The organism is Bradyrhizobium sp. HKCCYLS20291 (genome assembly GCF_051167715.1).
Classification (GTDB): Bacteria; Pseudomonadota; Alphaproteobacteria; order Rhizobiales; family Xanthobacteraceae; genus Bradyrhizobium.
On sequence record NZ_JBNPTO010000006.1, the window covers coordinates 90,071 to 114,919 of the forward strand.

Genomic DNA, 24,849 nt, shown 5'->3' on the forward strand with positions numbered 1-24,849 from the left:
CTTGCGATCCCGAAGGTGACGTCGAGCAGTTCAAGAGTGATCGAAATCAGACGACTGAGTCTGATCGGTTCGCGGTGCTCTATCGCGCAACATGCGCTTCTTTTGAAAGCTTCAAAGCGCGCGAACAAGAAAAATCTCGTCGTCACGACAATCTGTTGAGCCGACGCGGCCGACGGATCTGTCGTTCGTTAGATGAGTTCTATGCCGCGTATCGTCACCCCCGAATACCTGTGTGTTAGGAGCACCGACGTACCGAGTTGCTATTTGGAATGTTGGGGTGTCAGGATGGTTTGTTGCGTTCGGGTGAGGGATGCTGCGTTCACGAACGCGTTCAGAGTGGTGAGCTCGCTGGCGCTCACTTTGACAATGGGCGGCGTTCAGCAGGCGTTGGCTCAGACCAAGCTTCCCGATGTCACCGTCGACGCGCCGAAGCCGAAGGCGCGGCAGACCACATTGAGGCCTCAGGCAAATTCGACACGGACGGCGCAACAGCGCCGCGTCGCTCCACGCGCTTTGCCGCCGGCCGCCCCCGTGGCCTACGTGACGCCGTCCACGGGCACGGTCGGCGCACCGCCGTCACCCTATGCCGGCGGCCAGGTGGCCAGCGGCGGCGGCCTCGGACTCCTGGGCAATCGCGGTGTGATGAACACGCCCGTCAACCAGACGAGCTTCACGTCGAAGACGATTCAGGATCAGCAGGCACGCACGATCCGCGATGTTCTGATCAACGATCCCTCGGTGCGCACAATCCAGGCCGCCGGCGGCGGCGCCGACAGTCTCTTCATCCGCGGATTCTACTACGATAGCGGCGACTACGCCCTGAACGGTCTCGCCGGCATCGCGCCATATTACTCGACGGGAGCCAATTTCATCGAGCGCGTCGAACTGCTGAAGGGCCCGGCGGCGCTGCTCAACGGCATGACGGTCGGCGGCACCGGCGCTTCTAGCGGCGGCGCCGTCGGCGGCAGCGTCAATCTGGTCACCAAGCACGCACTCGACACCGACATCACACAGCTGACGGCGACCTACGCCTCCAAGACTCAATTCGGCGAGCAGGTCGATGTCAGCCGCCGCTACGGCGAGCACAAGGAATGGGGTGTGCGGCTGAACAGCAAATATTCGAACGGCGATACCCCGTGGAACCGGCAGACCGACGAATTCGGCAATGCTCATCTCGCGGTCGATTATCATGGCGATCGGGTCCGCATCGACGCCGATATCGGCTATCAGGCGGACAATCTGAACCCGCCGTTGCGGTTCTTTGGCGTCGGCCCAGCCGTCACCGGCATTCCAACGCCGCCGGCGTCCGGCGCAAATTTCCAGGTTCCGTGGGCTTACTACGCGCCGACCGATTTCTTCTCGACGGTGAAGGGCGAGGTCGATCTGAGCGATCGCATCACCGCCTATGCCGGGTTCGGCTATCACGACAGCAACATCAATTACCGCTATCCGTCGCCAGTGCTCTCGAGCAACGCCGGAATTTTGACGTCGACTCCGGGAACAGGTAGCGAGACGTACAAGACGTATGCCGGCGAGGCCGGGCTGCGCCTGACCGCCGATACCGGTCCGATCAACCACGCCGTCAATGTCGGCTATTCGATCACCGACCGGACCTATACCCAGAAGGTGGTCGCCGGCCTGATGCCCAACTGGAGCCTTTACAGGGAGCCAACCGATATCGCGTTGCCAAGCTTCCCCACGGTTCAGAGCAATCAGATCGTCGGAGCCGATCTGTGGAGCGTCGGCGTCTCCGACACGATGTCGATCCTCGACAAGAGGATCCAGCTCACGGTCGGTGTGCGCCGGCAGACCGCCGGGACCGAGATCACCAATTACCTTCCGAACGGCGTCAGCCGGCCGTTTCAGGACACGTCCGTCTGGACGCCGGCCTATGCGCTGGTCGTGAAGCCGGTCGAGCAGGTCGCGCTCTATGCCAATTACATCGAAGGTCTGCAGACCCCGGCCGTCGTGACCAGCAACACCTACAACAATGTCGGGACCGTGTTTCCTCCTGGACAGACCAAGCAGATCGAGACCGGCATCAAGGTCGACTTCGGCCGCATCACCACGACGCTCAGCGCGTTCGACATTTCCAAGCCCAGCATCATCAGCGTCACGACTGCGGGAGTCGCGAAGCCGGACCAGGTGCTCAACGGCCTGCAACGAAACACCGGCGCGGAGTTCAACGTGTTCGGCGAGATCACGCCGGCGTTCCGGCTGCTTGGCGGCGTGGCCTATACACACGGCGTGCAGGAGAAGACGCAGGGCGGATCGACCGACGGCAAGCGGGCCGTTGGCGTCCCCGAACTGACGGCGAACCTGGGAGCGGAGTGGGATACACCGTTCGTGCGCGGCTTCACCGTGACCGGCCGCGTGGTCTACACGAGCGTGCAATATGTCGATATCAAGAACACGCTCTCGTTGCCGGATTGGACGCGCGTGGACCTGGGTGCGCGCTACACCTTCACATCGCCTTGGAACGGCAAGCCGATCGTGCTGCGGGCGAGCGTTGAGAACGTGTTCGACGAGGCGTATTGGGCTTCGGCCTATAGCGGCGTGATCACGCTGGGAGCGCCACGCACTTATCTCGTCTCCACGACCTTCAATTTCTGAGATCTCGCGCATGGCCCATGCAGTGGGATCGTTGCCGCGTGGCCATGATGCCGTCGTGCCTGCCAGGGGATATCGGCGGCCGCTGACGGAGTTTGGAATGAGCGATGGCTGAGCCGCATCTGACCGAACGGGTGGTGATATCGTTGCTGTCCAGCGACTATGCGCGGCTCGTCGGCCGGACCCCGTCGGAGCGCCTCGATTACCTCGTCGACATCGCCTCGCTGCATACGCGTGACGAGTTGTCGCGCCGCCTGGACCTCGGACGTGATCTTGTCCGTCAGGTCGAGACGTGGCTTGGCTTTCACGGCCGGCGCTTGCGCCGGCCGAATGAAAGCGTCGACGTTGTCGTGTGCGGCTTGGAGTTTCGAAAACGGCGGGTTCGGCGCTCACGCGGCGTGGCGCGACGGCGGCTGGCGTCCAAGATGATTGCGAAAGATTAGATCCGCCGACGCATGAGTGGCGTAGGTATGCCAGAACGTCAGGCGGTTTGTGGTTGACCAAGGTCATCACACCTGTTTCCGCGTCGCATCATACAAAATGAGACTCGTCGTCAAGGTGACGCCGGGATGACCTACGCGCGGCCCCACGCCATCCGCTAGCCTCCGTGGCGATGGGGGTGCTCGGCACTTGCAAGACAAGATGCCGTGAGCTCGCCGCCACCAAGGCCAGCAACGACAGGCCGGCACATTCGTGTGCTCCAGCAATTGGCGACAAGGGAGGAGTTCGATGCACATGCGACGCGTAGGGTTCGCCGCGGTTACGGCGCTTTTGCTGTCGGGTACGGCGTACGCGCAGGAAAAGATCAAGGTCGGCGTCACGGCGACGCTGGAGGGCACCTACACCGTGCTCGGTGAGGATGGCATGCGCGGTCATGTCACCGCCTTGAACGTCCTCGGCAAGAAGATCGGCGACAAGGAGCTGGAGTTCGTGGTGGCCTCGACCGACGCCACGCCGGACTCGGCGGTGCGTGCCGTTCGCAAGCTGATCGAGCAGGACAAGGTGCAGATCCTGCTGTCACCGCTGTCCGGCGACGAAGGCATCGCGGTGAAGAATTTCGCCAAGACGCATCCGGAGCTGACGTTCGTCAACGCCGCCTCGGGCGCGCAGGAGGCGACCTATGTCGATCCCGCGCCGAACTTCTTCCGCTTCAACATGGATGGCGCGCAGTGGCAGGTCGGCCTCGGCAAGTATGCCTTCGAGACCAAGGGCTATCGCAAGATCGCGACCGTCGGCGAGGACTACTCCTTCATCTACACCCAGGTGTTCGGGCTGGCGCTGGAGTTCTGCGGTCTTGGCGGCAAGATCACCAGCCGGCAATGGGTGCCGCTCGGAACCAAGGACTTCGCCTCGGTGATCGCGGCGCTGCCCGACGATGTCGACGCCATCTATCTCGGGCTCGGCGGCGCCGATGCCGTCAACTTCCTCAATCAGTATCAGCAGGCCGGCGGCAAGGCGCACTTGATGGGCGGCTCGATCATGATCGACCAGACCATCCTGTCGTCGAAGGGTAACGCCAAGAATGCGCTGATCGGCACCATCGCCGCTTCCGGCCAGGCCGATACCTGGGAGGATCCGCGCTGGCAGAAGTTCGTGAAGGCCTATCAGGACTCGTTCCCGCCGGAGAAGCGCTTCCCAAGCCCGTCGCTGCTCGCCACCAACTATTACGGTTCGACCATGGCGCTGGTCCTGGCGCTCCGCGAGGTCAATGGCGATCTGTCTGACAACCAGTCGAAGCTGAAGGCGGCGCTGGCCAAGATCGAGATCGACGCGCCGAACGGCAAGATCAAGCTCGACTCCAACCGGCAGGCGATCGGCACCAACTTTGTGACCGAGGTCGTGGACGACGGCAAGGGCGCGCTGTTCAGCAAGGTCGTGAAGGTGATCCCGGACGTCAACCAGACCCTGGGCTACGACGCGGCCGTCTTTGCCAAGATCGGCCTGCCGAGCCGGACTGTGCCTGAATGTAAGAAGTACTGACCTTTTTTCGCAAGCGCGACGCGGCTCGAGCATGCTCGGCCGCGTCTTCGCGTCTCTTGCTTTTGACGGAGCAATGATCGACGCTGACGCACAAGCAAGAAGCCATCTTCGGTGGGGAAGTGATGAGTAGGGCGCTCTCGGTTTTTCATGCCCGCTTCGGTCGCGCGACGGTCTACCAGCTCAATCGGCCGTTCAACGTGCATGCCCATCGTGAGGGGCATCTGATCTTTCACGTCGGCGGGACCCCGGCCGATATCGACGTCTGTGACCAGCGCTATCAGCTTGGCGAGGACTGGATCGTCGCGGTCAATCCGTGGGAGCCGCACAATTTCCTGCCCAATGACATTGGCAACGGCGCCATCTTTTTCGTCCTCTACGTGAACGCGGAGTGGTTCGCGCCGCGGGCGGCGCGCGAGCAGGGTCTGCGGTTCGGACGTACCTGTTTCAAGCGGACGGCCGCGCTCGACCGCTGCATTCGCCGCACCGCAGCGCTGGTCTGTGGGGCGCCATCTCTGGGCTGCCTCGATGGTGAATTGCGCCAGCTGATCGACAGCTGCTACGAAGAAAGCTGGCGGGTGCCCGAATTTGCGACCGAGCGGCCGTGTGCTGAGGTCACGGATTTTCGTGTTCGCAAGTGCATCAAGCTGATGTCCGATAGTCCCTGCGCCGAGATCGAGCTGGATGACATCGCGCGGGAATCGGGCCTGTCGCGGCCGCATTTCTATCGCCTGTTCCGCAGCCAGACAGGCGTCACGCCAAACCTCTATCTCAATACGCTGCTGATGGAGCGGGCGCTGGATGCGCTGGTCGCGACGGAATCGCCGATCGCCGACATCGGCTTCGATCTGGGATTCTCGTCGCAAAGCGGCTTCACCCGTTTCTTCGCCGGCAACGTCGGAATGGCGCCGACCGATTATCGCCGCGTCGCCAAGGTGCTGCGTGCCTGACGCGCGCGGCCGTGCATCGCGCGAAAAGAGACTGTCGATCAAACACGCGCGCTCGTCCCTCGCTACACTCCACTGAACGCGATCCGGAACAGGATCCGACGAGGGAGGACAAGCGATGGCCGGCAGACCCGGCGATCTACGGCTGGATGCGCGTTGCCGCTTTGAGCACGGAGCGGTCCGCCCGGATGTGAGGGAGGGCCGATGAGCCGTTTCATCGAGCGTCACCCGATCTGGTCGCTTGTCATCCTTCTGGTGGTCGCGCTGTTGGCCTGGCTGATCTTCGCTGTCTGGCCGCCGGGGCTGGAGGAGGCGATCGGCCGCAAGAAGGTGTTCCTGAGCGCGGTCTTCAACGGTATCACGCTGGGCGGACTCTACTTCCTGGTGGCGAGCGGCTTCACCTTGATCTTCGGCCTGATGCGCAACGTCAACCTGGCGCACGGATCGCTCTATCTGTTCGGCGGCTATGTCGGCTACGGAATCTCGGCCGCGACCGGCTCCTGGATCCTCGCGTTCATTGCTGCTTTCGTGGTCGTCGCGGTCGTCGGCGTCCTGCTGCAGCTGCTGGTGTTTCGCCGCATGGAAGGCCAGGACCTGCGCCAGACCATGGTGACGATCGGGCTCTCGATCGTGTTCGCCGATCTGATGCTGTGGGCGTTCGGCGGCGACTTCTATCAGGTGCAGACGCCGGCCTGGCTGATCGGCCCGGTGCAGCTCCCGCTGATGACGGCGATGAAGTCGTCGGGCGAAGCGGTGTTCCTGCAATATCCGCTGGTGCGGCTGGTGATCTTCTGCGGGTCGGTCGTGATCGGCGTCCTGATGTGGCTCGCCCTCAATCGTACGCGTGTCGGCATGATCGTCCGCGCCGGCGTTGACGACCGCGAGATCCTGGCTGCCACGGGCGTCCAGATCCAGCTCGTGTTCGTGCTGGTGTTCGCGCTCGGCGCAGGCCTTGCCGGGATTGCCGGCGTCGTCGGCGGAACCTTCCAGTCGATTTCGCCCGGCGAGGACACGCGCTTCTTGCTGGCCTCGCTCGTGGTCGTGATCGTCGGCGGCATGGGCTCGATTCCAGGGGCCGCGTTGGGCGCGCTGATCATCGGCCTCGCCGAGCAGCTCGGCTCGGTCTACATCCCGACCTACGCGATCGTCGTGACCTTCCTGATCATGGTGCTGGTGCTCGCGCTCCGGCCCCAGGGCCTGCTGGCGAGGCGCTAAGATGTCGCTGATCCAGGAGGCACGGGCACGGGACGGGATGCTGGCGAGCAGGGCCGCGGAGCGGCCGGCCGCGCAGTGGTCTGTGACCGAGAATCCGTGGGCCTGGGCAGTGGCGGCGCTGCTCCTGATCATGCCGATCATCGCCAATGGTTTCTTCCTCATCGAGATCTTCGGCACCACCCTGATTCTCGGCACCATCGCGCTGAGCCTGATGTTCCTCGCCGGCTATGGCGGCATGGTCAGCCTGATGCAGCTGACCATCGCCGGCTTTGCCGGCTACATGGTCGCGGTGTTCGGCGTCAGCGGCAACGCCAATATCAGCCTGGGCTGGCCGTGGTGGCTGGCGACGCCGATGGCACTGGTGCTCGCAGTGCTGTTCGGCACGCTCGGCGGCGCGCTGGCGGTGCGCACCGAAGGCATCTACACCATCATGATCACGCTCGCGATCGGCGCGGCGTTCTACTATTTCACCAACCAGAACTGGGCGATCTTCAACGGTCACACCGGCATCAACACGATCGCAACCCCACATTTTATGGGCTTCGATTGGCGGACCGACATCGCGTTCTATTATCTGACGCTGGCGGTGGCCGCTCTAAGCTATTTCGCGGTGCTCTATTTGTCGCGGGCGCCGTTCGGCTTGGCGCTGCAGGGCGTGCGCGACAATCCGAGGCGGATGGCTGCGCTCGGCTTCAACGTCAATGCGCACCGGATCGCCGCCTATGCGTTCGCGGCGCTGATCGCCGGGCTCGGCGGCGTGCTGCAGGTCTGGAACTACCGGCAGATCTCGCCAGGCTCGGTGGCGGTCGAGCGCTGCATCGATATCCTCATCGTCGCCGTCGTCGGCGGCATCACGCGCCCGGTCGGACCCTATATCGGGGCCTTCATCTTCGTCATCCTGCGCACCTTCGCACTCGACTTTCTGGTCAAGGTCGGACTCGACGGCAACCGTTTCCGTCTGCTGATCGGGCTCGGCTTCCTCGCCATCGTGTTCTGGTCGTCGGACGGCGTCATCGGCCTTTACGAGCGCTGGCGCAAGCGGGGCCAGAAGAAGGAGACGCGGCCGCGTCCGGGAGGGCACGGCCATGGATAGGGTCGCGGACCGTCTCTCGGCACTCGGCTCGGCCGCTGCGCTCGAGCTGCGCGGCGTGACGCGGATGTTCGGCGCGCTGGCCGCGCTGACCGACATCACCATCACGGTTCGGCCGGGCGAGCGGCGCGCGGTACTGGGCTCGAACGGCGCCGGCAAGACCACCTTGTTCAACTGCGTCACCGGCGACTTCCTGCCGACCTCCGGCACGATCCGTTTCTTCGGCGAGGACATCACCGCCTTTCCGCCCTATGAGCGGATCCGCCGCGGGCTGCGGCGGACGTACCAGATTTCGGCATTGTTTCTCGGCCTGACCGTGCGTGACAACGTCTATCTGGCGTGCCGCGGCGTCTCCCGCGCGCGCTTCTCGATGCTGCGTCCCCGCGCGAACGACGCGCTGATGCAGACGGCGGAGCAGCTGATTGAGGCGGTGCATCTCACGCCGGTGCGCGATCAACTGGTGTCGGAGCTCGCCCACGGCCAGCAGCGGCAGCTCGAGATCGCATTGGCGCTCGCCGGTGCCCCGCGCTTCATCCTGTTCGACGAGCCGGCGGCGGGCCTGTCGCCGACCGAGCGGCGCGAGCTGGTCGAGATCCTCACGTCGCTGCCGCAGCATATTGGCTACATCATCATCGAGCACGACATGGACGTGGCGCTGCGCGTCGTCGAGAGCGTCACGATGATGCACAATGGCCGCATCTTCAAGGAGGGCGCGCCGCACGAGATCGAATCCGATCCCGAGGTGCAGGAGCTCTATCTCGGAGGCGGCCATGAATGATGTCCGCCGCACCGTGCCTGCGCTCGAAGTTCGCGGTCTCGATGTCTACTACGGCCACTCCCATGCGCTGCAGGGCGTCGATCTCCGGCTCGACAGCGGCGTGTTCTCGCTGGTCGGCCGCAACGGCATGGGCAAGACCACGCTGTGCAAGGCCATCATGGGCCTGCTGCGGCCCTCCGGCGGCTCGGTGCGGCTGCGCGGCGACGACATCACCGGACTCAATCCGGCGCGCATCGCCCGGCTCGGTGTCGGCTACGTCCCGCAGGGGCGGCGTCTCTGGCGTTCGCTCAGCGTCGACGAGCACCTGCGGCTCGCGGCCGGCATGCGCCGCGGCGCCTGGACGATCGAGCGCATCTACGAGACGTTTCCGCGCCTCGCCGAGCGCCGCAACAATGGCGGCGGGCAATTGTCGGGCGGCGAGCAGCAGATGCTGGCGATCTCCCGCGCGCTGCTGACCAACCCGCAGCTCCTGATCATGGACGAGCCGACCGAGGGGCTCGCGCCGGTCATCGTCGCCCAGGTCGAGGAGATGCTGATCCGGCTCGGCCAGGATGGCGACATCGCCGTGCTCGTGATCGAGCAGAACATCGGCGTCGCCACCGCGATCTCGCCGCGCGTCGCGATCATGGTCAACGGCCGCATCAACCGCATCATCGACTCCGCGCGGCTTGCGGCCGACCGCGAGCTGCAGCAGCGCCTGCTCGGCGTCGGCCAGCACGCGGGCGACGAGACCGATCTGGGCACCGAGCAGGTCCGGGACGAGCCGACCGCGCGCACGGCGACACCTGCAGCAGCGCCGAAGGCGGCGCCGGTGAAGGTGTACGTTTCCAACCCGGTGCTGCCGACGCGCTGGTCGCAGCCGGTGCCGATCGCGCAGATCGAGGCAAAGGCCCGCACCGTCTCGACGAGCGTCACCCGGCTCGATGACACAGCGCGCCAGGGCCGTGAGCGCAGCGCGCCGACGGCGTCCGGGCCGCCGGCGGTGATCGTGGTCGGCACGCTCGACACCAAGGGCGACGAGCTGCGCTTCATCCGCGACATCATCGCGGGCCACGGCCTGCGAACGCGTCTGGTCGATGTCTCCACCAGCGGCAGGCATATCAGTTGCGACGTCTCGGCCCAGGAGATCGCGCTCAATCATCCCCGCGGCGGCTCGGTCGTGTTCGGCGCGGATCGCGGCGCCTCCGTCACCGCGATGGCTGAGGCGTTCGCGCGCTGGCTGCGCCGGCAGGACAACGTCGCAGGCATCATCTCGGCCGGCGGCTCCGGCGGCACTTCGCTGGTCGCGCCGGGCATGCGTGAGCTTCCCGTCGGCGTGCCCAAGTTGATCGTGTCCTCCATCGCGTCGGGCGACGTCGGCGCCTATGTCGGCCCGGCCGACATCGCAATGATGTACTCGGTCACCGACGTCCAGGGTCTCAATTCGATCTCGCGCGCCGTCTTGAGCAACGGCGCGAATGCGCTCGCCGGCATGGTCGCCGCGCGTCAGCAACAATCCGCGGCGGTCGATCGTGCCAAGCCGCAGCGGCCGGCGATCGGCATCACGATGTTCGGCGTCACCACTCCGGCGGTGCAGAAGATCACGGCCGAGCTGCGTGACGACTACGAGTGCCTCGTGTTCCACGCCACCGGCGTCGGCGGTCGCTCGATGGAGAAGCTGGTCGATTCCGGCATGCTCGCCGGCATCATCGATCTCACCACGACCGAGATCTGCGACCTGCTGATGGGTGGCGTCTTCCCTGCGACCGAGGATCGGTTCGGCGCGATCATCCGCAGCCGCGTGCCGTATGTCGGTTCAGTCGGTGCGCTCGACATGGTCAATTTCGGTGCGCCCGAGACGATTCCGGAGCGCTATCGCGGCCGCAAGTTCCACGTCCACAATCCGCAGGTGACGCTGATGCGGACGACGGCGGCGGAGAACGCGCAGATGGGGCGCTGGATCGGCGAGCGGCTGAACCGCATGGATGGGCCCGTCAGGTTCTTCCTGCCGGAGAAGGGTGTCTCGGCGCTCGACGCGCAGGGCCAGCCGTTCTTCGACCGTGAGGCCGATGAGGCGCTGTTCCGCAGCCTCGAACAGACCGTGCGGCAGACGTCTAACCGGCGGCTGATCCGCGTGCCGCATCATATCAACGACAATGAGTTCACAGCAGTCATCGTCGGCGCGATCAGGCCGATGCTCGGTCGGCTGCCGGCGCGGCGCAGACAGGCGAGGTGATGGGGATGCCGAGATTCGAACGCGCACCGCTGTTGAAGAAATTTCGCGACATGGTGCGCCGGGGCGTGCCGATCATCGGCGGCGGCGCCGGCACCGGCCTGTCGGCGAAGTGCGAGGAGGCAGGCGGCATCGACCTGATCGTGATCTACAACTCCGGCCGCTACCGCATGGCTGGCCGCGGCTCGCTCGCCGGGCTGATGGCCTACGGCGACGCCAATGCGATCGTCGTCGAGATGGCGAGCGAGGTGCTGCCGGTCGTGAAGAGCACGCCGGTGCTCGCGGGCGTCAACGGCACCGATCCGTTCCGCGACATGGATGTATTCCTCGATCAGCTCAAGACGCTCGGTTTCACCGGCGTGCAGAATTTTCCGACCGTCGGCCTGATCGACGGCACCTTCCGCGCCAATCTCGAAGAAACGGGGATTTCCTATGCGCTGGAGATCGACATGATCGGGCGCGCGCGTGACAAGGACCTGCTGACGACGCCCTACGTCTTCAGCGAGGCCCAGGCGGCGGGCATGGCGATCGCCGGCGCCGACATCATCGTCTGCCATCTCGGTCTCACGACCGGCGGCTCGATCGGCGCGCAGACCGCGCCGAAGCTTGAGGATTGTCCCGGCCTGATCGACAGCTGGGCGTCGGCGGCGCTCAGCGTCAACCCGGAGATTCTGGTGCTCGCGCATGGTGGCCCGATCGCCGAGCCGGCCGATGCCGAGTTCATCATGAAGCAGACCAGGAATTGCCACGGCTTTTACGGCGCCTCCTCGATGGAGCGGCTGCCGGTGGAGCGGGCGCTGACGGAGCAGGTGCGACACTTCAAGGCGATCAGTTCGCGGCCGCGCCGCGTCTGACACGACAACAGGAGATCCGGCAGCAACGGCGCCAAGCGCCAGCCTCGCCGGACGGAAGACCGAGGGAGGAATGGAGATGTCCGGGGTTCTGATCGGTGAGCTGATCCTTTGGCTGATCATAGCGATCATCGTCATCGTGGTCGCCGTCTACATCATCAATTGGCTGTATCATCGCTCCTCGAAGGAGGTCTCCTTCGTCCGCACCGGATTCATGGGCGAGCGTGTCGTGATCAACGGCGGCGCCTTCGTGCTGCCGTTCATCCACGACACTACGCCGGTCAACATGAACGTGCTGCCGATGGGGATCACGCGCTCCAAGCAGGACGCAGTGATCACGCGCGACCGGATGCGCGTCGACATCGAGGCCGATTTCTATGTGCGGGTGCAGCCGACCCGTGAAGCCGTCTCGATCGCCGCCGCGACGCTCGGCCGCCGCACCCTCGAACCCGAGCAGTTGCACGCGCTGCTGTCCGGCAAGTTCGTGTCCGCGCTGCGCTCGGTGGCGGCCGAAATGACCATGGAGCAGATGCACGAGCAGCGTGGCGATTACGTCGGGCGCGTGAAGGCAGCCGCGGCCGAGGCGCTGGCCCAGAACGGCCTCGAACTGGAATCGGTCGCCATCACCGATCTCGACCAGACTGATCTCGAGTTCTTCAACCCGTCGAACCGGTTCGATGCCGAAGGTCTGACCCGGCTGATGGAGGACATCGAGAGCAGGCGCAAGCTGCGCAACGACATCGAGCAGGACTCGATGATCAAGATCCGCACCCGCAACCTCGAAGCCGAGCGCGAGGCGCTGGACATCGAGCGTGAGAGCGAGACGGCGCGGCTGGAGCAGGAGCGCGACATCGAGATGCGACGCGCCTTGCAACGGACCGAAGTTGCGCGCGAGCGGGCGCTGCGCGAGACCGAGGCCGAGCAGGCGCAGATCTCGGCGCGCGAGACGATCGAGAAGGCGCGCATCGCCAACGAGCTGACGATTGCGGAGGCGCGTATCGCGGCCGAGCGCGACACCCGGCAGCGCGAGATCGAGCGCACCCGGGCGGTCGAGGAGCGCGAGCTGCTCGCGCGCGAGGACATCGAGAAGGCGCGGATCGCCAACCAGCGCGCGATCGACGCTGCACGGATCGAGTCCGAGCGTGAGGTGCGCCAGCGCGACATCGAGCGGACCCGCACCATCGAGGAGGCGGAGATCGCCGCGCGCGAGGCCGTCGAGAAGGCGCGCATTCAGCAGGATCGCGTGGTCTCCGATGCACGAATCGCCAATGACGAGGAAACCCGTCGCCGCGAGATCGAGCGCACCCGCGCCATCGAGCAGGCCGAGATCGCGGCTCGTGAGGCGACCGAGAAGGCGCGGATCGCCCAGACCATGATCGTCAATCTGGAACGGATCGGCTCCGACGAGCGCACCCGCGCGACCGAGATCGCGCAGGTGCGCGCGATCCAGGAGGCGGAGATCGAGGCGCAGAAGGCGGTGGAAGCTGCCAGGATCGCACGCGAGCAGGCGCTGTCGGCGGACCGCATCGCGGCCGAGCACGCCACGCGCAAGCTGGAGATCGAGCGCAACCAAGGCATCGAGATCGCCGGCATCGCCGCGCGCGAGGCCACGGAAGCCAGTCGCATCGCGCAGGAGGAGCGGGTGCGTGCGCTGGAGATCGCGCGCATCAGGACGATCGAGGAGGCCGACATTGCTTCGCGCGAGGCGATCGAAGCGGCGCGGATCGCGCAGGAACTCGCCGTGGCCGAGAAGCGCATCCGCTCGGAGCAGGAGACGCGCAGCCTCGAGATCGCCCGTACCGAAGCGGTCGAAGCGGCCGATTTGAAGCGGCGCGAGGCGGTGGAGCGGCGCCGCATCGAGGTCGAGCTGGCGCTCGAAGCCGAACGCATCACATCGTCGCGGACTCGCGAGGTTCTCAACATCGATCAGAAGAAGGCCATTGAATTGGCCGATGAGGTCAGGGTGATCGAGCTCGCCGCCAAGCGCGCCGAGCGGATCGATGCCGACCGGCAGGTCAAGGAGGCCGAGATCGTCGCGCGCAAGCAGGTCGAGACCGCCGACGTGTCGCGCGAGCAGGCGCTGGAGGCCGTCCGGCTGGAGCGTCGCCGCGCCATCGAGCAGCTCGAGGTCGCCCGCGTGCAGTCGCTGCAGGAGGCCGAGATCGCCGCCCGCGAGGAGGTCGAGCGCGCCCGCATTGCGTCCGACCGCGGCCTCGACGAGGCCCGCATCGGCCGCGAGCGCGAGCTGCGCAAGCTCGAAGTGAACAGGGAGAAGGACGTCGAGACGGCGCTGATGGAGAAGGCGATCGCGCTGTACCAGAAGTCGCTTGAGGAATCGGCCGCCAAGGTAACGGCGGAGGAGGCCCGCACGCGTGCCACCGAGGCGGCCGAGAAGGTCATCACCGCGCGCGAGAGCGAGATCGCCCGCCGCCGCAAGACGGTCGAGGTGCTGATCGCCGAGAAGCAGGCCGAGGAAACCAAGATCGCCGCAGATGCCGAGCGGGTTCGAGCCGCCGTCGAAGCCGAGGCGCAGCGGCTGCTCAACGAGGCCGAGAACGTGCTGACCGACCAGGCGCGCTACTCGCTGTTCCGCCGCAAGCTGCTCGACCGCATCGAGGGCATCGTGCGCGAGAGCGTCAAGCCGATGGAGAAGATCGAGGGCATCCGCATTCTCCAGGTCGATGGCCTCAACGGCAATGGCGGCAACGGCAATGGCGGCCGCAGCGCCACCGACGAGGTGATCGACTCCGCGCTGCGCTATCGCGTCCAGGCGCCGCTGATCGACTCGATACTCTCCGACATCGGCGTCGAAGGCGGCAGCCTCGCCAAGATGCCCGGCCTGATCCGCGAAGCCCGGGACATGCAGGGCATTCGGAAAGAGACGTCGGCGAAAAAGGATGCGGGCGGTGGCGGCACCGGCGACGGCTCGCCGCCGGAGCAGCCCACTGACCGCGGCCCACGCAAGAAGGGTTGATGCGAGATGGCGAGGGTTTACGTCTCCACGGTCGTCAATGCCCGCAATGATCGGGTCTGGGCGCGCGTCCGCGACTTCAACGGGCTGCCGAACTGGCATCCGGCGATCGCCGAGAGCCGGATCGAGGGCGGCGAGCCCGCCGACAAGATCGGCTGCGTCAGGGATTTCCGCCTGCGCAATGGCGACCGCATCCGCGAGAAACTGCTCGGCCTGTCCGACTACGACATGTTCTGCACCTACTCGATCCTGGAATCGCCGATGGGCGTGTCGAACTACGTGGCGACGCTCCGCCTGACGCCGGTCACGGACGGCGACAAGACGTTCCTGGAATGGACGGCGGAGTTCGACTGCGCGCCCGAACGCGAGGCTGATCTGGTCGGCTCGATCGGCGGCGGCGTGTTCCAGGGCGGTTTCGATGCGCTCAAGCGCGCGTTCGGGGGCTAGTGCCGTGCCGCACGTCGTCAAGAGCACCATCATCGACGCCCCGACCGACCGGGTGTGGGAGGTGCTGCGCGACTTCAACGGCCATGACCGCTGGCATCCGGCGGTCGCGATCTCGGCGATCGAGCGTTCGCAGACGTCCGACAAGATCGGCTGCGTCAGGCGCTTCCGGCTGAAGGACGGCTCCGAGCTGCGCGAGCAATTGCTGGCGCTGTCCGATCTCGAACAGAGCTTCAGCTACTGCCTGCTCGATACACCGGTCCAGCTGTTCAACTACGTCGCCCATGTCCGGCTGTTGCCGGTGACCGACGGTGACCGGACGTTCTGGCACTGGGAAAGCCGCTTCACGACGCGGCCGGAACAGGCCGACGCACTGACGCGCATGGTGGCGGAAGACATCTACCAAGCCGGCTTCGAGGCGATCCGATCGCATCTGAAGCAGGCCGCATGAACGACGAGGTGACGTGATGCCGGTGACGGTGAAGACATTTCAGGCGCTGAGCGAGGCGGCTTCCGCGCTGTCGTCGGACCGCGCCGCGCGCTACCTCGGCGGCGGCACGCTCGTGATGCGCGATCTCAACGAAGGCGACGTCTCGATCGCGACGGTGGTCCGCGCTACCGATCGCGCACTGCAGAGCATCGACGCCGCAGGCGCGCGCGTCCGTATCGGCGCAGGTGTCACTTTCGCCCGCGTGCTGGCCGAGCGCGATCTTGCCTTCCTGCATCCGGCGGCGCGGTCGATCGGCGGTCCGGCGGTGCGCAACATGGGCACGGTCGGCGGCAATCTGTTCGCGCCGGCGCCGTTCGGCGATTTCACCGTGGCGCTGCTGGCGCTGGACGGCATGGTCTCGGTGCAGGGCGGATTTGGCCTGCGCGACATTCCGATCGAGGAGTTCCTGCAGTCGCGCGATCGCCAGGCCGGCGCTCTGGTCGTTGCGGTCTCCTGTATCCGCCCGGCGTCGGCCGATGCGTTCCGCTACCGCAAGATCGCGCGCATCAAGCCGAAGGGCGGATCGGTTGTCACCATAGCGGCGTATGTTCCCCAAAGCAGCGGCCGCGTCACCGGCGCCCGGATCGCGCTGGGCTCGATGGCGCCGACCGCGATCCGCGCCAAGGCCGCCGAGCGCGCCATCGAAGGCCGGCCGCTGGATGCGAGCGCGATCAGCGCCGCGGCCGCGGCTGCGGGCGAAGGGACGGCGCCATCGGACAATTCGCTGGCGAGCGCATGGTACCGCCGCGAAGTGGTCGGCGTGCATCTGCGTCGGCTGCTGTCGGGACAGGAGAGCTAGGCCATGGCGAAGACCCCGCTCCAATTCCGTCACAACGGCCGCGACGTCGCGCTGTTCGTCGACGGCGGCACCAACCTGCTGGTCGTGCTGCGCGAGATGGTCGGCGACGTCACGCCGAAATTCGGCTGCGGGCAGGGCGGCTGCGGCGCATGCACCGTGCTGATCGACGGCGATGCGCATCTCGCGTGCCTGACGCTCGCCGAAGCCGTTGAGGGCCGCGCCGTCGAGACGCTCGACGGCATCAAGACCGGCCCGAATTTGCATCCGCTGCAACGGGCCTTCGCCGAAGGGTTTGCCGCCCAATGCGGCTACTGCACGCCGGGCATGCTGATGGCGGCCAAGGCGCTGCTCGACCGCAACCCGCAGCCGAGCCGCGAGCAGGTCGTGGAAGCGATCTCCGGCAACATCTGCCGCTGCACCGGCTACGAGCCGATCATCAATGCGGTGCTGGCGGCGGCCGCGTCGCTGCGCGCGAGCGCTTAAGGGGAGATCGCCATGCTGGAATTGCGCAAGGACATCTTCGCCGACGAGCGCGACGACAATCTCAACGAGATCGGCAAGGGCACCCAGCGCCAGGACATGCTGGGCCACGTCACCGGCACCTCGACCTATTTCAACGATCACAAGCTGCAGGGCATGCTGCATCTGAAGGTCGTCAGGTCGACGCAGCCGCATGCCCGGCTGCGCCGCATCGATACCAGCGAGGCCGAGCGGAGCGAGGGCGTTCGCCGCATCATCCGTGGCGCTGACGTGCCGCGCAATCTCAACACGCTGCTCAGCCTGATCAATTTCGGCAAGGACGACGAGCCGACGCTCGCCGTCGACAAGGTGCGCTACAAGGGCGAGCCGATCGTCGCGGTCGTGGCGGATACGCCGCGCGCGGCGGCCGAGGCGGCGGCCAAGGTGCGCGTCGACTACGAGACACTGCCGGCCGTGTTCGATGTCGAGGAGGCGCTGAAGCCCGGTTCGCCCACGGTGAACGAGACCTATCCGAAGAACACGTTCACCTATCACGACCGCTACGACCATCAGAAGCTTCGGTTCGGCGATGTCGAGCGCGGATTCGCCGGCGCCGACCATGTGCTGGAGCAGCGCTACCAGATGTCGCCGATCGAGCATGCGCCGGTCGAGACCAACGGCTCGATCGCCGCCCCCGACACCAATGGCCGCTACGTCGTCTACACCTCGACCCAGGCGCTGTTCTTCTCGCTCGACACCTGCGCCAAGATCCTCGATCTGCCGTCGAACACCTTCCACTTCATCGGCGGCACGGTCGGCGGTGGCTTCGGCGGCAAGGTCGACACGCTCACCGAGCCGCTCGCCATTCTCGCGGCAATGCTGACGGGACGGCCGGTGCGCTACGTGTTCGGGCGCGAGGAGGAGATGCAGTTCGGGCCGCCGCGCGGCGCCGAGCGCATCTACATCAAGGATGGAGTCATGCGCGATGGCCGCATCGTCGCGCGGCAGATCCGCGGCTATTTCGACTCCGGCGCCTATACGCGGTTATCGAGCTACGCCGTCGTCAAATGTGCCGCGCATCTGCCTGGGCCCTATACGATCCCGAACGTCCACGGCGACATCTACTGCGTCTTCACCAATCGCACGCCGGCGACCGCGATGCGCGGCTTCGGCATCACCGGCATGGACTTCGCGCTCGAATGCCAGATGGACAAGCTGGCGCATCTCATCGGCATGGATCCGATGGAGTTCCGCATCCTGAATGCGTACCGCGATGGCGACATGAAGGCCCATCGCCGCGAGGCCAAGAACACCGCGCTGATCGAATGCGTGCAGGTCGCGGCCGAGAAGGCGAAATGGCCGATCCGCGACGAGTTCCGGCGAATGTCGTCGCGCAAGGATGGCGGCGGTACCAGGGCGGCGGTGCCCACGACGCCGCGCGAGCCGGTGAGCGCGAGGCCTGCCCCGGCGCAGCAGCGCACGAGCTATGACCGCGGGCTTCCGATCGCGCCGCCGCCCGAGCCGCCGCCACCGCCGCCGCAGAGTCCCGCACCGTCTCCGTCACATGGCGCGACGCGGTTCTCGTCGGTGTTCGGCAACAGGAGGCGCTGAGATGACCAGGCACCGCGGCCGCGGCATGGCGGCGATCAACTATCCCATCGGCATGAATCTCGGCGGCGATCCGAGCCAGGCGCTGGTGCATTCGAACCCGAGCGGAAAATTCACGGTGGCGCTGTCGTCGATCGATCTGGGACAAGGCATGAAGTCGGTGACGCGGCAGATCTGCGCCGAGACGCTCGGCGTGCCCGTCGAGGACGTCTATGTCGACACGGCGGATTCCGACACCGGCCCGCATTGCATGGGCTCGTTCGCCTCGCGCGGCACGCATCGAGTCGGCAATGCCGTGATGGCGGCGGCCAAGGAGGCGCGCGGCGTGATGATGGAGGCGGCGGCCGAGGAGCTCGAGGTCAATGCGAGCGATCTCGAGACCGACGGCCGCGGCAACATCCACGTCAAGGGCGCGCCGCACCGCTCGATCTCGGTGAAGGACGTCGCCATTGCCGCGCAGTTCCGGCAGGGCAAGACGATCTCCGGGCGCGGCATCTTCCTGGTGCCGCTGTCGGATGTCGATCCCGAAACCGGCGAGATGTCGCCGGCGACCTGCTACGCGCATGCCTGTCTGGTCGCCGAGGTCGAAGTCGACGATGAGACCGGCGAGGTCGGCGTGGTCAGGATGGACTCGGCCTATGAGCTCGGACGCGCGCTCAATCCGCGCTTGGTCGAGCAGCAGCTGGTCGGCGGCGCCTGGATGGGTATGAGCCACGCGCTGTATGAGACCACCGAGCCGTATTATCCGGATCCAAAACAGGGCCCGCGCGACTTCGTCGACTATCTGATGCCCGGACCTGGTGACATCTGCCCGCACGACATCGCGGTGTTGGAACGTCCGGCGCCGGACGGCCCGTTCGGCGGCAAGGGCCCCGGCGAGATGTGCGCCAACCCCGTGCTGCCGGCGATCGCGAACGCGATCTTCAACGCCGTCGGCGTGCGCATCGACGAGCTGCCGATCACGCCGGAAAAAGTGCTGCGCGCGATCAAGTCCCAAGGCGGCGCGCGGCCGCAGACGCGGCGGTGACGCGGCATGGTGGTCCGCAGCAACATCGTCGGCATCGACTCGCCGCAGGCGCTGGAGAAGGCGCTGCGCGCGGCCTATTACCTCGCCGATGACGGGCTCTCGACCGCGGCCTATCTTGCGCTGGCTTTGGGCAAGCCGCTGCTGCTGGAAGGCGCGCCGGGTGTCGGCAAGACCGAGGCGGCGAAGGCGATCGCTGCGGTGCTGGGCCGCAAGCTGATCCGGCTGCAGTGCTACGAGGGCATCGATGCTGCCGCCGCACTCTACGAGTGGAACTATCCGCGCCAGATGCTCGCCATCCGCCAGGCCGGCGAAGAAAGCATCGACATCTATGGCGAGAGTTTCCTGATCGAGCGTCCCATGCTCGCCTGCCTGCGCGCGCCGGATGCGACCGTGCTGCTCATCGACGAGATCGATCGCGCCGACCAGGAATTCGAGGCGTTCCTGCTCGAATTCCTGTCCGACTTCCAGATCTCGATTCCAGAGCGCGGCACGGTCCGCGCCGCCGAGCGGCCGATCGTCGTGCTGACCTCCAACCGGACGCGCGACCTGCACGAAGCGTTGCGACGGCGCTGCGTCTATCATTGGATCGACTATCCCGATGCGGAGCGCGAGGCGCGGATCGTGATGATGCGCGCCTCCAGCGTTGCCGAAGCGACCGCGCGCGCCGTGGTCTCTGCCGTCGCCAAGCTCAGGCGCGAGCCGCTCAGCAAGGCGCCCGGAATTGCCGAGGCCGTCGACTGGGCCGAGGCGGCGACATTGTTGAACAGAACCGGTGCGCGCTGGCCTGAAGCGTTCAAGCGCTCGATCGGCGTGGCGCTGAAGGATGAGGAGGACCTGTCCTTCGTCGCGCCGCGGCTCGACGCGCTTTTGGCGGAGGCGATGACATGACCGAGCCGCGTCTGCCACGTGCGACCGAGATCTTCCTCACCTTCGCCGCCCTGCTGCGGCGGAACGCGTTTGCGATTGCGCCGGAGCAGACCACCGCATTCCTGGCCGCGATCGAACTGTTGGGGCCGACCAGTCTCGATGACATCCGCCGCGCCGGGGCGGCGACCCTGGCGCCGCCGCCCGAGCGCCTTGCGACCTACAATCTGCTGTTCGACATCCACTTCGGCCTCTCCGAGGCCTCCGTTCTCGGCGCGAGCGATCAGCAGGACGATGTCGTGCGGCTGCAGGAGGAGGGTGACGGCGCTGTCGATCCGGACCTCGCTCAGGAGCAGAATGAATCCGGCCTTGCGGCCACACGGGCCGAGGCGCTGGTCGCGCGGCGTCTCGCCGCGAGCAGCGGAGGCAATGCGTTGCTCCGTCTTGCGCGCCAGGCGCGAGCCAGGCTGCCGAAGCGGCGCGGTCACCGGCGCATGCGCGCGCGCCGCGGCAGTTTCGTCGATCTGCGACGGACGTTGCGCGAGAGCGTGCGGCGCGACGGCGAGGTACTGTCGCTGCGTCGCCTGAAGCGGCGGCCACGGCTGCGTCGTCTGCTATTGCTGATCGACGTCTCCGGCTCGATGAAGGCGCGTACCGAGGACAACATGCGGTTGGCGCATGTGCTGATGCAGGCGGTGCCGCAAGCTGAGGTCTTCACCCTGGGGACGCGGCTGACGCGCGTGACACGTCCGCTGCGGCTGAAGCGGCGCGAGCAGGCGCTGCTCGCGGCCTCGCATCTCGTCAGCGACTGGGACGGCGGCACGCGCATCGGCGAGGCGCTGCAGGCGTTCCTCGCCGTGCCGCGCTTCTCGACCTACGCGCGCGGCGCCGCCGTGCTCATCATTTCGGACGGGCTGGAGCGCGGCGATCACCAGACGCTCCGTGAGGCCGTGTGGAAGCTGTCGCTGCGCGCCTGGCGCCTAAGCTGGCTGACGCCGTTGGCGACAGGTCCGGGCTTCAGGCCGCAGACCGAGGCGTTGCAGGCGATCGAACCTTTCGTCGACGACATCGTGGCCGGCGGCTCCGACGAAGCCATCGTCAGCCACGTCCTGTCGCTGGCGCAGAGGAGGGCGGCATGACCGGCCATGTCGATGCGCACCATCACATCTGGTACCAGGCCGATCTGCCCTGGCTGGTCGGACCGATGCAGCCGCGGATCTTCGGTCCGTACGAGCCGATCCGGCGCGACTATCCGATCGAGGAATATCTCGGCGACATCGCCGGCAGCGGCGTGACGCAGTCGGTTTACGTCCAGACCAACTGGGCCAAGGACGGCTTCGAGGACGAGGCGGCATGGGTGCAGCGAACCGCCGAGCAGCACGGCTTTCCACACGCGATCGTCGCTTACGCTGATATGACAGTCGATGATGCGCGGCCGCAATTCGACCGGCTTGCGCGGTATTCCCTCGTGCGCGGCGTTCGGATGCAGCTGCATTGGCACGAGAACCCGCTGTATCGCTTCGCCGCTTCGCCAGATCTCCGCAGCGATCCCAGCATCCGCGCCAACATCGCGCGGCTCGCGGATTACGGCTGGTCGTTCGACCTGCAGGTATTCGCGGGCCAGATGGCCGGCGCCGCTGATATGGCCGAGAGCTGCCCGTCCGTGACCTTCATCCTGCAGCACGCGGGCATGCTGGAGGATTTGTCAGCAGCTGGTCGCGACGAATGGCGCGCGGGCATGCAGCGGCTCGCCGCCTGCCGCAACGTCGTCAGCAAGCTATCAGGGCTCGGCACCTTCATCCGCCGCAACGATCCGGCGCATGTCGCCGGCATCGTGCGCGAGACGATCGGTCTGTTCGGCGCCGAACGCTGCCTGTTCGGCTCGAACTTTCCGATCGAAAAACTGTGGACTGACTACCGCACGCTCGTCGCCGGCTACGAGGCCGCAATCCGCGACCTCGACGTGTCAGCCCGTGCGCAGGTGATGGGAGAGACCGCGCGGCGGGTCTATCGGCTTGCATGACGCTGCGCGCAACGACAACAAAAGCAACAGGGAACGCTCATGGCGCTGGAAATCAAGATCCTCGACTATGGTGACATCGAACTGGAATCGAGCTTCCTCGTGCTCGGCCGCGACTGCGGCCGCACGCGCCGCGTTCTCACGCTCGGCTTCCTGATCCTGGGCGGGCCGTATCCGGTCGTGGTCGATACCGGCTACCGCTCCAACCAGATCATGGAGACGCTGGGCATGCGCGGCCTGCAGTATCATGAAAACATGATCGAGAACCAGCTGGCGCGCCACGGCGTGCGGATGGGCGACGTCCGCTACGTCTGCCACACCCATCTGCACATCGACCACGCCGGCAAGGACGATTTGTTTCCGATGAACACGACGGTGGTGCTCAATCGGCGCGAGCTGGAGTATTCCGTCTCGGGCTTGATGCATCCGCAATATCCTGCGCCCGACATCAAGCACCTGATCGACCGGCTGCACACCAAGAGTGCGTTGCGCTTTCTCGACCTCGAGCTGACCGGGCCGGTCGAGCTGATGCCGGGTGTCTATTGCGACGCCGCCAACGCCCACACCGAGGGCTCGATGAACATCCATGTTCATACGGCCGACGGCATCGCCACCATCTGCGGCGACGTGATCTACGACTTCAACGATCAGATCGTAACCCCCTTCAACGAGCTCCAGGACGCCGAGCCGCGCACCACCGGCAACCACGGCACCAGCAAGCGCGCCGAGAAGGCGGCGATCAAGAAGCTGCTGTCGAGCTCGCGCTATCTGCTGCCGGTTCATGATCGCCCGGCCAAGATCGAGGGCGGGGTGGTGACGGGGCGGCTGCACGACCAGGTGCCGGGCCCGGTCGTTCAGTCGCTGCCGCAGCGGCACTGGTTTCCAGCGTGATCACCACGGAGCGCGGCAATGACCCATGTGACCTTGCGCAGTGAATTCGAGAGCCTGATCGACCCGTACGCGCCGGTGGGGCAGGTCGCGACCGGCTTCGAGTTTACGGAGGGGCCGATCTGGCATCCGGCCGAGCAGTTCCTGCTGTTCTCGGACATGCCCGCCGACATCCGCCGACGCTGGGATGCGAAGCGCGGCGTCGTCGAGATGCGGCGTCCCTCGAACAAGTGCAACGGCATGACCTATGATGCCGAGCTGAACCTGATCGTCTGCGAGCATGCGACGTCGTCGCTGGTGCGCGAGCGGCCTGACGGGCGGCGCGAGATCCTGGCGTCGCATTTCGAGACCCAGGAGCTCAACAGCCCGAACGATGTCTGCGTCCACTCCAGCGGCGCTACCTACTTTTCCGATCCCTGGTACGGCCGCATGCCGGTCTATGGCGTGGAGCGGCCGCGCCAGCTCGGTTTCCAGGGCGTCTATCGCGTGCCGCCGGGCGGCGGCGCTCCGCGGCTGCTGGTCGACCGTTATCTGTTCGATCAGCCGAACGGGCTGTGCTTCTCGCCGGACGAGAAGCTGCTCTACGTCAATGACACCGTGCAGGCGCTGATCCGCGTGTTCGACGTCGGCAGCGACGGTGGGCTGTCGAACGGCCGCGTCTTCGCCAGCGGCATTCGCTCCGAGCTGGAGCCCGGCGTGCCCGACGGCATGAAGTGCGATCAGCGCGGCAATGTCTGGGTCACCGCGCCGGGCGGCGTCTGGGTCTACGCGCCGACAGGTGAGCTGCTCGGCAAGGTTCGCGTGCCGGAGCTGGTCGCCAATCTGGCCTGGGGCGGCGCTGATTTCCGCACGCTGTATCTGACCGCAACGCATTCGGTCTATGCAGTGACCACCAAGGTCGGCCCGCGCCACGAGCCCTATATGCGGGCGCGGCCGGCGGGTGCGGCGCCATCATCCTCCTCGACGCAGGCGCCGCAACTCGCGTCGGGCGACATGCAGCTCGATCCGCGGCGTTGCGCCATGATCATTCAGGACCTGCAGAACGACGTCATCATGGACGGCGGCGCCTTTGCCGAGTCCGGCGCGCCCGGGCATGCCAAGCAGCAGCGCGTGGTCGACAACGTGCGGCGGGTGGCGGAGGCGGCGCGCGCGCGTGGCGTCGTCATCATTCATGTCTGGTTCGTGGTCGAGCCGGGCGCGCCCGGCGTCACCCTGAATGCGCCGCTGTTCGAGGGGCTGGTCGACAGCAAGGCGATGGTGCGCGGCAGCTGGGGCGCGGCGCCGGTGGCGGGCCTCGAGCCGCAGAGCGGGGACTTCGTCGTCGAGAAGATGCGCATGAGCGCCTGGGAGGGGACGCGGCTGGAAACCATTCTCAAGGCGACCGGCCGCGATGTCATCATCAACACCGGCGCCTGGACCAACATGTCGGTGGAGCACACCGCGCGGACCGGGGCCGACAAGGGCTACTTCATGGTGGTGCCGGAGGATTGCTGCTCGACGATGAACGCGGACTGGCACAATGCGGCGATCAACTTCGCCCTGCAGAACGTGTCCGTGGTGACCAACGCCGATGCGGTCATCAAGGCGCTGGGGTAGGGG

21 protein-coding genes are annotated in these 24,849 nt (G+C 66.3%); all 21 read left to right on the plus strand.

The genetic code is table 11. From position 1 onward, the window contains the following. The first annotated feature begins 285 nt into the window (after positions 1-285). The 21 genes from ACQR07_RS15520 (at position 286) to ACQR07_RS15620 (ending at position 24,846) form a co-directional block, all read left to right on the plus strand. The gene (locus tag ACQR07_RS15520; RefSeq protein WP_434903147.1) at positions 286-2,613 is read left to right on the plus strand and encodes a TonB-dependent receptor; all 2,328 of its coding nucleotides are present in this window, start codon (positions 286-288) and stop codon (positions 2,611-2,613) included. A 104-nt stretch (positions 2,614-2,717) separates the two neighbouring features. After that, positions 2,718-3,053, plus strand: coding sequence for a hypothetical protein (locus ACQR07_RS15525; RefSeq protein ID WP_434903148.1), 336 nt, complete (start codon positions 2,718-2,720; stop codon positions 3,051-3,053). 286 nt (positions 3,054-3,339) lie between these two features. Continuing rightward, the gene (locus ACQR07_RS15530) at positions 3,340-4,590 is read left to right on the plus strand and encodes an ABC transporter substrate-binding protein (protein WP_434903149.1); all 1,251 of its coding nucleotides are present in this window, start codon (positions 3,340-3,342) and stop codon (positions 4,588-4,590) included. 122 nt (positions 4,591-4,712) lie between these two features. Then, on the plus strand, positions 4,713-5,537 hold the full coding sequence (locus ACQR07_RS15535; RefSeq protein WP_434903150.1) for an AraC family transcriptional regulator: 825 nt from the start codon (positions 4,713-4,715) through the stop codon (positions 5,535-5,537). Positions 5,538-5,738: 201 nt separating this feature from the next. Beyond that, positions 5,739-6,749 (plus strand): branched-chain amino acid ABC transporter permease, encoded by a 1,011-nt coding sequence (locus tag ACQR07_RS15540; protein ID WP_434903151.1) that lies wholly within the window; start codon positions 5,739-5,741, stop codon positions 6,747-6,749. A gap of 1 nt (position 6,750) precedes the next feature. Next, positions 6,751-7,842: a branched-chain amino acid ABC transporter permease gene (locus ACQR07_RS15545; RefSeq protein ID WP_434903152.1), complete on the plus strand. Its 1,092-nt coding sequence runs from the start codon at positions 6,751-6,753 to the stop codon at positions 7,840-7,842. After that, positions 7,835-8,617, plus strand: coding sequence for an ABC transporter ATP-binding protein (locus ACQR07_RS15550; RefSeq protein WP_434869856.1), 783 nt, complete (start codon positions 7,835-7,837; stop codon positions 8,615-8,617). The genes ACQR07_RS15545 and ACQR07_RS15550 overlap by 8 nt, the downstream gene beginning before the upstream one ends. Further along, positions 8,610-10,832 carry an ABC transporter permease gene (locus ACQR07_RS15555; RefSeq protein WP_434903153.1) on the plus strand — a complete coding sequence of 741 codons (2,223 nt, stop codon included), beginning with the start codon at positions 8,610-8,612 and terminating at the stop codon, positions 10,830-10,832. The genes ACQR07_RS15550 and ACQR07_RS15555 overlap by 8 nt, the downstream gene beginning before the upstream one ends. A gap of 5 nt (positions 10,833-10,837) precedes the next feature. Beyond that, complete coding sequence (locus ACQR07_RS15560) at positions 10,838-11,683, plus strand: phosphoenolpyruvate hydrolase family protein (protein WP_434903154.1); 846 nt, start codon at positions 10,838-10,840, stop codon at positions 11,681-11,683. 76 nt (positions 11,684-11,759) lie between these two features. Beyond that, positions 11,760-14,654, plus strand: coding sequence for a flotillin domain-containing protein (locus ACQR07_RS15565; protein ID WP_434903155.1), 2,895 nt, complete (start codon positions 11,760-11,762; stop codon positions 14,652-14,654). Between the two features lie 6 nt (positions 14,655-14,660). Further along, entirely contained in the window at positions 14,661-15,098 is a 438-nt protein-coding gene (locus ACQR07_RS15570) for an SRPBCC family protein (RefSeq protein WP_006609919.1), read from the plus strand. A gap of 4 nt (positions 15,099-15,102) precedes the next feature. Beyond that, complete coding sequence (locus tag ACQR07_RS15575) at positions 15,103-15,546, plus strand: SRPBCC family protein (RefSeq protein ID WP_434903156.1); 444 nt, start codon at positions 15,103-15,105, stop codon at positions 15,544-15,546. A gap of 16 nt (positions 15,547-15,562) precedes the next feature. Then, positions 15,563-16,384, plus strand: coding sequence for an FAD binding domain-containing protein (locus ACQR07_RS15580; protein ID WP_434903157.1), 822 nt, complete (start codon positions 15,563-15,565; stop codon positions 16,382-16,384). A 3-nt stretch (positions 16,385-16,387) separates the two neighbouring features. After that, positions 16,388-16,867: a (2Fe-2S)-binding protein gene (locus tag ACQR07_RS15585; RefSeq protein WP_434903158.1), complete on the plus strand. Its 480-nt coding sequence runs from the start codon at positions 16,388-16,390 to the stop codon at positions 16,865-16,867. Between the two features lie 12 nt (positions 16,868-16,879). Beyond that, a complete protein-coding gene (locus ACQR07_RS15590) occupies positions 16,880-18,454 on the plus strand; it encodes a xanthine dehydrogenase family protein molybdopterin-binding subunit (protein WP_434903159.1) in 1,575 nt (524 codons plus the stop codon). 1 nt (position 18,455) lies between these two features. Further along, complete coding sequence (locus ACQR07_RS15595) at positions 18,456-19,478, plus strand: xanthine dehydrogenase family protein molybdopterin-binding subunit (protein WP_434903160.1); 1,023 nt, start codon at positions 18,456-18,458, stop codon at positions 19,476-19,478. 6 nt (positions 19,479-19,484) lie between these two features. After that, positions 19,485-20,366 carry an AAA family ATPase gene (locus ACQR07_RS15600; protein WP_434903161.1) on the plus strand — a complete coding sequence of 294 codons (882 nt, stop codon included), beginning with the start codon at positions 19,485-19,487 and terminating at the stop codon, positions 20,364-20,366. Further along, on the plus strand, positions 20,363-21,481 hold the full coding sequence (locus ACQR07_RS15605; RefSeq protein WP_434903162.1) for a VWA domain-containing protein: 1,119 nt from the start codon (positions 20,363-20,365) through the stop codon (positions 21,479-21,481). Before ACQR07_RS15600 ends, ACQR07_RS15605 begins: the two co-directional genes overlap by 4 nt. Continuing rightward, positions 21,478-22,365 (plus strand): amidohydrolase family protein, encoded by an 888-nt coding sequence (locus tag ACQR07_RS15610; RefSeq protein ID WP_434903163.1) that lies wholly within the window; start codon positions 21,478-21,480, stop codon positions 22,363-22,365. The genes ACQR07_RS15605 and ACQR07_RS15610 overlap by 4 nt, the downstream gene beginning before the upstream one ends. 39 nt (positions 22,366-22,404) lie before the next feature. After that, on the plus strand, positions 22,405-23,253 hold the full coding sequence (locus ACQR07_RS15615; protein ID WP_434903164.1) for an MBL fold metallo-hydrolase: 849 nt from the start codon (positions 22,405-22,407) through the stop codon (positions 23,251-23,253). Between the two features lie 18 nt (positions 23,254-23,271). Beyond that, positions 23,272-24,846 (plus strand): isochorismatase family protein, encoded by a 1,575-nt coding sequence (locus ACQR07_RS15620; protein ID WP_434903165.1) that lies wholly within the window; start codon positions 23,272-23,274, stop codon positions 24,844-24,846. The last annotated feature ends 3 nt before the right edge of the window (positions 24,847-24,849 follow it).

Bases quoted from the DNA above. Each gene is read 5' to 3' on its own strand.
- ACQR07_RS15620 (WP_434903165.1), top strand. From the start codon at position 23,272: ATGACCCATGTGACCTTGCGCAGTGAATTCGAGAGCCTGATCGACCCG.
- ACQR07_RS15600 (WP_434903161.1), top strand. From the start codon at position 19,485: ATGGTGGTCCGCAGCAACATCGTCGGCATCGACTCGCCGCAGGCGCTG.
- ACQR07_RS15520 (WP_434903147.1), top strand. From the start codon at position 286: ATGGTTTGTTGCGTTCGGGTGAGGGATGCTGCGTTCACGAACGCGTTC.
- ACQR07_RS15595 (WP_434903160.1), top strand. From the start codon at position 18,456: ATGACCAGGCACCGCGGCCGCGGCATGGCGGCGATCAACTATCCCATC.
- ACQR07_RS15565 (WP_434903155.1), top strand. From the start codon at position 11,760: ATGTCCGGGGTTCTGATCGGTGAGCTGATCCTTTGGCTGATCATAGCG.
- ACQR07_RS15545 (WP_434903152.1), top strand. From the start codon at position 6,751: ATGTCGCTGATCCAGGAGGCACGGGCACGGGACGGGATGCTGGCGAGC.
- ACQR07_RS15590 (WP_434903159.1), top strand. From the start codon at position 16,880: ATGCTGGAATTGCGCAAGGACATCTTCGCCGACGAGCGCGACGACAAT.
- ACQR07_RS15570 (WP_006609919.1), top strand. From the start codon at position 14,661: ATGGCGAGGGTTTACGTCTCCACGGTCGTCAATGCCCGCAATGATCGG.
- ACQR07_RS15525 (WP_434903148.1), top strand. From the start codon at position 2,718: ATGGCTGAGCCGCATCTGACCGAACGGGTGGTGATATCGTTGCTGTCC.
- ACQR07_RS15610 (WP_434903163.1), top strand. From the start codon at position 21,478: ATGACCGGCCATGTCGATGCGCACCATCACATCTGGTACCAGGCCGAT.
- ACQR07_RS15530 (WP_434903149.1), top strand. From the start codon at position 3,340: ATGCACATGCGACGCGTAGGGTTCGCCGCGGTTACGGCGCTTTTGCTG.
- ACQR07_RS15580 (WP_434903157.1), top strand. From the start codon at position 15,563: ATGCCGGTGACGGTGAAGACATTTCAGGCGCTGAGCGAGGCGGCTTCC.
- ACQR07_RS15540 (WP_434903151.1), top strand. From the start codon at position 5,739: ATGAGCCGTTTCATCGAGCGTCACCCGATCTGGTCGCTTGTCATCCTT.
- ACQR07_RS15615 (WP_434903164.1), top strand. From the start codon at position 22,405: ATGGCGCTGGAAATCAAGATCCTCGACTATGGTGACATCGAACTGGAA.
- ACQR07_RS15555 (WP_434903153.1), top strand. From the start codon at position 8,610: ATGAATGATGTCCGCCGCACCGTGCCTGCGCTCGAAGTTCGCGGTCTC.
- ACQR07_RS15605 (WP_434903162.1), top strand. From the start codon at position 20,363: ATGACCGAGCCGCGTCTGCCACGTGCGACCGAGATCTTCCTCACCTTC.
- ACQR07_RS15585 (WP_434903158.1), top strand. From the start codon at position 16,388: ATGGCGAAGACCCCGCTCCAATTCCGTCACAACGGCCGCGACGTCGCG.
- ACQR07_RS15560 (WP_434903154.1), top strand. From the start codon at position 10,838: ATGCCGAGATTCGAACGCGCACCGCTGTTGAAGAAATTTCGCGACATG.
- ACQR07_RS15550 (WP_434869856.1), top strand. From the start codon at position 7,835: ATGGATAGGGTCGCGGACCGTCTCTCGGCACTCGGCTCGGCCGCTGCG.
- ACQR07_RS15535 (WP_434903150.1), top strand. From the start codon at position 4,713: ATGAGTAGGGCGCTCTCGGTTTTTCATGCCCGCTTCGGTCGCGCGACG.